The sequence below is a fragment of the Neisseria sp. P0021.S006 genome (assembly GCF_051956895.1).
Genome location: NZ_JBQCWZ010001286.1, coordinates 1 through 438 on the forward strand (window position 1 = coordinate 1; position 438 = coordinate 438).

General features: G+C 56.4%; 1 protein-coding gene. It reads right to left on the minus strand.

Going from position 1 to position 438, the window contains the following annotated elements:
• Window positions 1-438: Hsp70 family protein (locus ACTHUM_RS19910; protein ID WP_440403994.1), on the minus strand; the 438-nt coding region annotated here is incomplete at both ends.

Below are 438 nucleotides of genomic sequence, written 5' to 3' on the forward strand. Positions count from 1 at the left end.
TTGCGGCTTCGGCGCGTGCGCGTGCGGCCATGTCTTCTTCGGCGTTGCTCATGCTGTCTTTGAGCATTTGAGTGATGGTGTTGTCGTCCAAGCCGTAGGAAGGTTTGACTTCGATTTGCGCCTGTACGCCGGTGCTTTGCTCTTGTGCGTAAACGGACAGCAAACCGTCGGCATCAACTTGGAAGGTCACGCGGATACGCGCTGCGCCTGCAGCCATGGGCGGAATGCCGCGCAGGGTAAATTTTGCAAGGCTGCGACAGTCGGAAACGAGTTCGCGCTCGCCTTGTACGACGTGTATCGTCATGGCGGTTTGACCGTCTTTGAAAGGGGTGAAGTCCTGTGCGCGTGCGGTAGGAATGGTGGAGTTGCGCGGGATAATTTTTTCGGCAAGACCGCCGTAGGTTGCCAATCCGAGTGACAAAGGTGTAACGTCAAGTA